The organism is Streptomyces sp. NPDC058375 (genome assembly GCF_042723425.1).
Taxonomy (GTDB): Bacteria; Actinomycetota; Actinomycetes; order Streptomycetales; family Streptomycetaceae; genus Streptomyces; species Streptomyces durocortorensis.
Genome location: NZ_JBHXJG010000340.1, coordinates 1 through 6,105 on the forward strand (window position 1 = coordinate 1; position 6,105 = coordinate 6,105).

Annotated in this window: 6 protein-coding genes and 1 riboswitch; of the genes, 4 read left to right on the forward strand and 2 right to left on the reverse strand. The window is 71.4% G+C overall.

Annotated elements, in window-relative coordinates; genetic code table 11:
• Positions 1 to 58: 58 nt before the first annotated feature.
• A riboswitch (SAM riboswitch) is annotated at positions 59 to 176 on the forward strand.
• 175 nt (positions 177 to 351) lie between these two features.
• Positions 352 to 1,770 carry an aminotransferase class V-fold PLP-dependent enzyme gene (locus ACFWM7_RS32620; protein ID WP_383267669.1) on the forward strand — a complete coding sequence of 473 codons (1,419 nt, stop codon included), beginning with the start codon at positions 352 to 354 and terminating at the stop codon, positions 1,768 to 1,770.
• A 65-nt stretch (positions 1,771 to 1,835) separates the two neighbouring features.
• On the opposite strand, the gene ACFWM7_RS32625 is transcribed toward ACFWM7_RS32620, so the two are convergent.
• Together ACFWM7_RS32625 and ACFWM7_RS32630 are read right to left on the reverse strand one after the other, a co-directional pair.
• Complete coding sequence (locus tag ACFWM7_RS32625; RefSeq protein ID WP_007451244.1) at positions 1,836 to 2,117, reverse strand: Lrp/AsnC family transcriptional regulator; 282 nt, start codon at positions 2,115 to 2,117, stop codon at positions 1,836 to 1,838.
• The gene (locus tag ACFWM7_RS32630) at positions 2,114 to 2,863 is read right to left on the reverse strand and encodes a rhomboid family intramembrane serine protease (RefSeq protein ID WP_383267672.1); all 750 of its coding nucleotides are present in this window, start codon (positions 2,861 to 2,863) and stop codon (positions 2,114 to 2,116) included. Before ACFWM7_RS32630 ends, ACFWM7_RS32625 begins: the two co-directional genes overlap by 4 nt.
• 194 nt (positions 2,864 to 3,057) lie before the next feature.
• Between ACFWM7_RS32630 and ACFWM7_RS32635 the strand changes: the two genes are divergently transcribed.
• The 3 genes from ACFWM7_RS32635 to ACFWM7_RS32645 all read left to right on the forward strand — a co-directional run bounded on the left by ACFWM7_RS32635 (position 3,058) and on the right by ACFWM7_RS32645 (position 6,019).
• Positions 3,058 to 3,300, forward strand: a complete 243-nt coding sequence (locus ACFWM7_RS32635) for a hypothetical protein (RefSeq protein ID WP_003969643.1) — start codon at positions 3,058 to 3,060, stop codon at positions 3,298 to 3,300.
• A gap of 39 nt (positions 3,301 to 3,339) precedes the next feature.
• Positions 3,340 to 4,701, forward strand: coding sequence for an NYN domain-containing protein (locus tag ACFWM7_RS32640; RefSeq protein WP_383267675.1), 1,362 nt, complete (start codon positions 3,340 to 3,342; stop codon positions 4,699 to 4,701).
• A 292-nt stretch (positions 4,702 to 4,993) separates the two neighbouring features.
• Complete coding sequence (locus ACFWM7_RS32645) at positions 4,994 to 6,019, forward strand: NlpC/P60 family protein (RefSeq protein WP_205083139.1); 1,026 nt, start codon at positions 4,994 to 4,996, stop codon at positions 6,017 to 6,019.
• Positions 6,020 to 6,105 lie beyond the last annotated feature (86 nt).

Genomic DNA, 6,105 nt, shown 5'->3' on the forward strand with positions numbered 1-6,105 from the left:
GTCCGGATGCCGGACTGCGCCCTTGCGCGTACGCATACGTATGGCAAGATGCTGCGCAGGTCATGAGTGACAGCGACTACGGCCCCGGCCCGCTGTCCGGCAACCCTCCGTCCGTGGCGGGGTGCCCCGGGTGAAGACCAGGCCGTAGGCAGCGAGGTCTGCGGCAAGCGCGGGCCCCTCGGCATCCAGCGGATGCCAGCCCCCGGGGTCCTGGTCCCTAGGGAGCCTTCTGTGAGCAAGCGAATGCGCTAGGGCTTGTAGCCCTCCTTCCGCGCACCCTTTTCTTTCCCTTCCTGCGCTGCCGCGTGTCCGCCGGCGCTGGACTTCGCCTGCCTGTTACGGGAGTTCGCCATGTCTGTCCCCACCGCTGCCCTCGACTCGTCGGTTTGTGCCCCGCTGCCCGTTCTGGGCCAGGACGTCACCGTTCCGCTCGTCACCGGCGGAGAGGTCACCTACGCCGCGCTCGACTACGCCGCCAGCGCGCCGGCCCTCCAGCGGGTCTGGGACGACGTCGCCGCGTACGCCCCGTACTACGGCAGCGTCCACCGCGGCGCGGGCTACCTCTCGCAGCTCTCCACCGACCTCTTCGAGAACAGCCGCCGCACGGTCGCGGAGTTCCTCGGCTGCCGCGCGGACGACCAGGTGGTCTTCACCCGCTCCACGACCGACTCCCTCAACCTGCTGGCCGCCGCGATCCCCGCCGACTGCCAGGTCTTCGTGTACGAGACCGAGCACCACGCGTCCCTGCTGCCCTGGCGCGACGCCCAGGTCACCTACCTCAACGCGCCCCGCACCCCGGCCCAGGCCGTCGAGACCCTGGAGCGGGCGCTCGCCGACCGCGACCCCTACGGCCCGGCCCTCGTCTGCGTCACCGGCGCCTCCAACGTGACCGGCGAGCTGTGGCCGGTGCGCGAACTGGCCGCCGCCGCCCACGCGCACGGAGCGCGCATCGTCCTGGACGCCGCCCAGCTCGCCCCCCACCACCCCGTCGACGTCGCCGAACTGGACGTCGACTGGGTCGCGTTCTCCGGCCACAAGCTCTACGCGCCCTTCGGCTCCGGGGTGCTGGCCGGCCGCGCCGACTGGCTCCAGGCAGCCGATCCGTACCTCGCCGGCGGCGGCGCGTCCCGCAAGGTCGCCCGGCGTGCCGACGGCGGCGTGGACGTCGACTGGCACACCACGGCCGCCCGCCACGAGGCCGGTTCGCCCAATGTCATCGGCGTCTACTCCATCGCCTCCGCCTGCAAGGCCCTCACCGAGGCGGGCTTCGACAACCTCGTCGCGCGGGAGCAGGAGCTGGTGTCCCGGGTCCGCGAAGGGCTCGCCGAGGTCCCCGAGGTCCAGGTGCTCTCGCTGTTCGGCGACGACGCGCCCCGGGTCGGCGTCATCTCCTTCGTGGTGCGCGGCTGGAACAGCTCGCACTTCGCCGCCGCGCTCTCCGCCGAGTACGGCATCGGCGTCCGCGACGGCCTCTTCTGCGCCCACCCGCTCGTGCGCACCCTGCTCGGCAGCGACCCGCAGGACCCGGGGGAGTGCGGCGCGCCGGAGGGCGAGCCGGGCGAGCTCCCCCAGCCTTCGGCCGGGGGCACCCCCTCCTCGCTTCGCTCGCTCAACGCGATCCGGGTCAGCTTCGGTGCCGGTACGCCCGACGAGCACATCGACCGGTTCCTGCGCGCGGTCGCCGAACTGGTCCGCGAGGGCGCCCGGTGGAACTACCGCACCGAGGACGGCCGCTGCGTCCCGGACCGCGGCACGGCGGCCCAGGTCTGAGGCCGGTACAACACGTCGGCCGGGAACAGGCAGCGAGCCCGTCCCCGGCCGAAGTACGTCGGACGTTACGCGTCCAGGCCGATGGCGAACGCCGCTTCCAGGTCGTGCTGGGAGTACGTACGGAACGCCACATGGGTGTCCGTGCCCTCGACGCCCGGGATCTTGCTGATCCGGCCGGGGATGACATCGGCGAGGTCATCGTGCTTGGCGACCCGGACCATGGCGATCAGGTCGTAGGTGCCGGTGACGGAGAAGACCTCACTGACGCTGTCCAGCGCGGCGATGGCCTCGGCGATCTCCGGAATCCGGTCCACGCTGGTCTTGATGAGCACGATCGCGGTGATCACGGCTGGCTGTCTCCCTCGGTGGCTGGAACCTTCACTCTAGCTCTCCGGCCATAGCGGACCCAGGCGTAGAGGAACCCGGCCGCGAAGCCCGCCACATGCGCCAGATACGCCACCCCGGGCCCGCTGCCCGCGCTCTGCGCCGCCGCCCACTGCAGCCCGAACCAGAAGACCAGCACGATCCAGGCCGGGAAGCGCAGCGGCAGGAAGAAGAGGAACGGGAACAGGCTGGTGACCCGGGCCTTGGGGAAGAGGTGGAGGAACGCGCCGAGCACCGCGGAGATCGCGCCGGACGCGCCGACCAGCGTCTGTTCGGAGTCCGCGTGCGCCGCCGCGTAACAGACCAGGGCCACATAGCCGCAGCCCACGTAGAACAGCGCGAACCGCACCCGCCCCATGCGCTCCTCGGCCATCGCGCCGAACACGTACAGGAAGAGCAGGTTCCCCAGCAGGTGCAGCCAGCTGCCGTGCACGAACAGCGCGGTGAACGGCGTGATCAGCGCATGCGCGGAGCCCTCCCACAGCTCGGCGGGGATCACCCCCCACCGCTCGAAGTACCCGGCCTGCGCGGCGAGCAGCGCCTCCTCGCTCCGGTGCGCGGCGCCGCCGAACCCGGAGAGCGGGCTGATCAGGAAGATCACCCCGCAGACACCGATCAGTCCGTACGTGACCGGGGCGCCGCTGGAGGCCGCCGCGTCCCGGATCCTGCCGGCCGTGGTCCGCCAGTCGGCCTGCCGCCACTCGATCATGTACAGAGCATGACGTACCGGTGGAGATGGGGACGGAGCGCCTCGCCGTGCCGATGCCTATACGCGAGGCCGTAGGGTTACGCCAGGACTTCCGCAGTTCGACGGCGCACCGCGAGATCCTTGACGTAGACAGGTGGAGTCGCGGCGGCGCGCCCGGCGCGGGCTCCTGGAAACGACGAAAGAGGACGCAAACGATGACGACGGTTCCCCTGCCGACCGACTCGACCCGCTGGCGCTGCACCCTGTGCGGCAACCTCACGCGCTTCGACGTGACCCGTTCCTCCAAGGTCGTGGAGTACGTGCACCTCGACCTGGCCGGTGAGTCGAGTGTCGAGGAGCGGGAGGTCGTCAGTGAGACCATCGAGTCGGTCCGCTGTCGTTGGTGCAACGCGGTGGACCAGATCGAACTGGTGGACAGGCCGGGTGCCGCTTCCTGAGGGAGCGCACCCTTCGACACATCTATGGGGTGACGGACGGTGGATCAGCCGACCAGCGGCGCCGGACCGGCCGATGCGGCCGACGGCGGCGCAGAGGCGCTCGGCCGTCCGCTGCCCGAGGGCGTTCGGCGGCGGGTGATCGCGCTGGTCTCGGACGCCTTCGGCGGTCTGACCGTCGCCGAACTGCCCGCCCAGCTGAGGCAGTACGCCCGGTTCACCCCGACCCGGCGGGCCAAGTTCGCGGGGAACGCGATGGCCGCCGCGCTGGAGAGCGACGCCGTCTTCCGGCAGCGGATCGGCGAGCGGCTCGGCCAGTCCCAGCCCGAGCTGACCGGCGCGCTGGAGGCGGGCTCGCCGCCCGCCGCCGCCGATCCCCTCGATGTGGCCGCGGCCGCCTATGTGCTGCGTCCGGCCGGCTGGGTCAAGCTGGTCGAGTCGGCCGGCGAGGAGGTCCAGCGGGCGGACGCGGAACGGGCGGACGAGGAGACCCGGCGCGAACTGGAGCACCTGCGCGAGGAGCTGGAGCGGGCCCGCGCCCACACCCGTACCGAGACCGAGCGGCTGCGCACCGAGCTGGAGGCGGCCCGCAAGGAGGCCGAGTCGCTGCACCGCAAGCTGCGCAGCGCGCTCAGCGAGGTGAAGCGCGGCGAGGCCGCCCTGCGCCGCAGCGCCGCCGAGACCGACACCGTACGGGCCGAGTCGGCTGCCCAGCTCTCCGCCGTGGAGAGCGAGTCGCGCCGGCTCAAGGGGCGCCTCGGCGAGGCCGAGGCGGCCCTGGAGGCGAGCCGGCGGGCCGCCCGCGAGGGCCGCTCGGTGGAGGACATGCGGCTGCGGCTGCTCCTGGACACCGTGCTGGACGCGGCCTCGGGGCTGCGGCGGGAGCTGGCGCTCCCCCCGGCGACGACGCATCCCGCCGACACCGTGGACGCGGTGGAGCCGGGCCGGATGTCGCCCAAGGACATTGCCGCGCGCGCCCTTTCGGAGACCGATCCGGCGCTGCTGGACCAGCTGCTCGCGCTGCCGCAGGCGCACCTCATCGTGGACGGCTACAACGTCACCAAGACCGGCTATCCCCAGATGCCGCTGGAGAAGCAGCGGTTGCGGCTGCTGGGCGGCCTCTCGGTGCTCGCGGCGCAGACCGGCGCCGAGATGACCTGTGTCTTCGACGGGGCCGAGCTGGCCGCCCCGGTGCTGCTCGCGCCGCCCCGGGGCGTCCGGGTGCTGTTCAGCAAGGCCGGGGTCACGGCGGACGAGGTGATCCGTCAACTGGCCCGCGCGGAACCGCCGGGGCGGCCCGTGGTGGTCGTCTCCACCGACCGCGAGGTGGCGGACGGCGTGGCCAAGGCCGGGGCGCGGCCGGTCGCGTCCGTCTTGCTCCTCAAGCGCCTTTCGCGCGTCTAGCGGGATATGGGCGGCATGTGTGGCATGCCGGATTTCTGGGAACGTACCGTCAAGTCGCCGCTACACGCGGTGGGGTGAGAGTAAAGAAGTGCCTGGTGTGACGAGAAAAATCCTGTGAGGATTTGAACTGATCACAAGATGGTCACTAGGGTCAGGCCTCGAACCTTCGCACGGTTGATCACCCACTGGGGGTGACGGCGAAGGAACCGCCGAGTCCGTCATGTGCACGGAGCCGGGGATTCTTTCCCCCACAGCCCGGTAGGCGGCTCTGAGGAAGAAGGAGCTCGCCTTCGTGGCGTCCCACCGTCGTCCCAAGCAGCCGAGCCGCACCCGCGTGACCGTGCTCACCGCGACCGCCGCCGCGGCCGTGGCCCTGACCTCCCAGGCCGCCCACGCCGACCCCAAGCCGAGCAAGAGCGAAGTCAAGGCGAAGGTCGACAAGCTCTACCACGAGGCCGAGGCGGCCACCGAGAAGTACAACGGGGCCAAGGAGCAGCAGGACAACCTGAAGAAGGAAGTCGACGCGCTCCAGGACAAGGTCGCCCGCGGCCAGGCCGAGCTCAACACGCTCCGCACCGAGCTGGGTTCGATCGCCACCGCGCAGTACCGCTCCGGCGGCATCGACCCCTCGGTCGCCCTCTTCCTCGCCTCGGACCCGGACAGCTTCCTCGACCAGGCCTCCGCGCTCGACCAGCTGACGGTCAAGCAGACGGAGTCGCTGCAGAAGATCCAGTCCAAGCAGCGCACCCTCGCCCAGCAGCGCAAGGAAGCCCAGGACAAGCTCGGCGACCTCGCCGACGTCCGCAAGGCGCTCGGCGAGAACAAGAAGAAGTACCAGGGCAAGCTGGCCGACGCCCAGCAGCTGCTCAACACGCTGACCCAGGCCGAGCGCACCAAGATGGCCCAGGAGGAGCAGCGCGCCAGCCGCGCCGCCAGCGACCGGGTCGAACTCGGCAACGAGGCCCCGGCTTCCAACATGGGCGCCGCCGCCCTGAGCGCCGCCGCCACGCAGATCGGCAAGCCGTACGTCTCCGGCGGCTCCGGCCCCAACTCCTACGACTGCTCCGGGCTGACGCAGTGGGCCTTCGCCCAGGCCGGCGTCTCCATCACCCGGACCACGTACACCCAGCAGAACGACGGCCAGCGGATCGGCCGCAGCCAGCTCAAGCCGGGCGATCTGGTCTTCTTCAACGGCCTGTCGCACGTCGGCTTCTACGCCGGCAACAACCAGATCCTGCACGCCCCGAAGCCGGGCACCGTCGTCCGCTACGAGTCGATGGACTACATGGGCACCTTCCAGTTCGGCGTCCGCATCTGACGCTGACGCGACCGCGCCCAACGGCACGCCACGGCACGCCCGAACGAGGGAATCGCCGCGCACCGAGCTGACACCCCCGCCCCGCC

Coding starts and splice junctions, on each gene's coding strand:
- ACFWM7_RS32635 (WP_003969643.1), top strand. CDS start 3,058: ATGACGACGGTTCCCCTGCCGACCGACTCGACCCGCTGGCGCTGCACC.
- ACFWM7_RS32620 (WP_383267669.1), top strand. CDS start 352: ATGTCTGTCCCCACCGCTGCCCTCGACTCGTCGGTTTGTGCCCCGCTG.
- ACFWM7_RS32630 (WP_383267672.1), bottom strand. CDS start 2,863: ATGATCGAGTGGCGGCAGGCCGACTGGCGGACCACGGCCGGCAGGATC.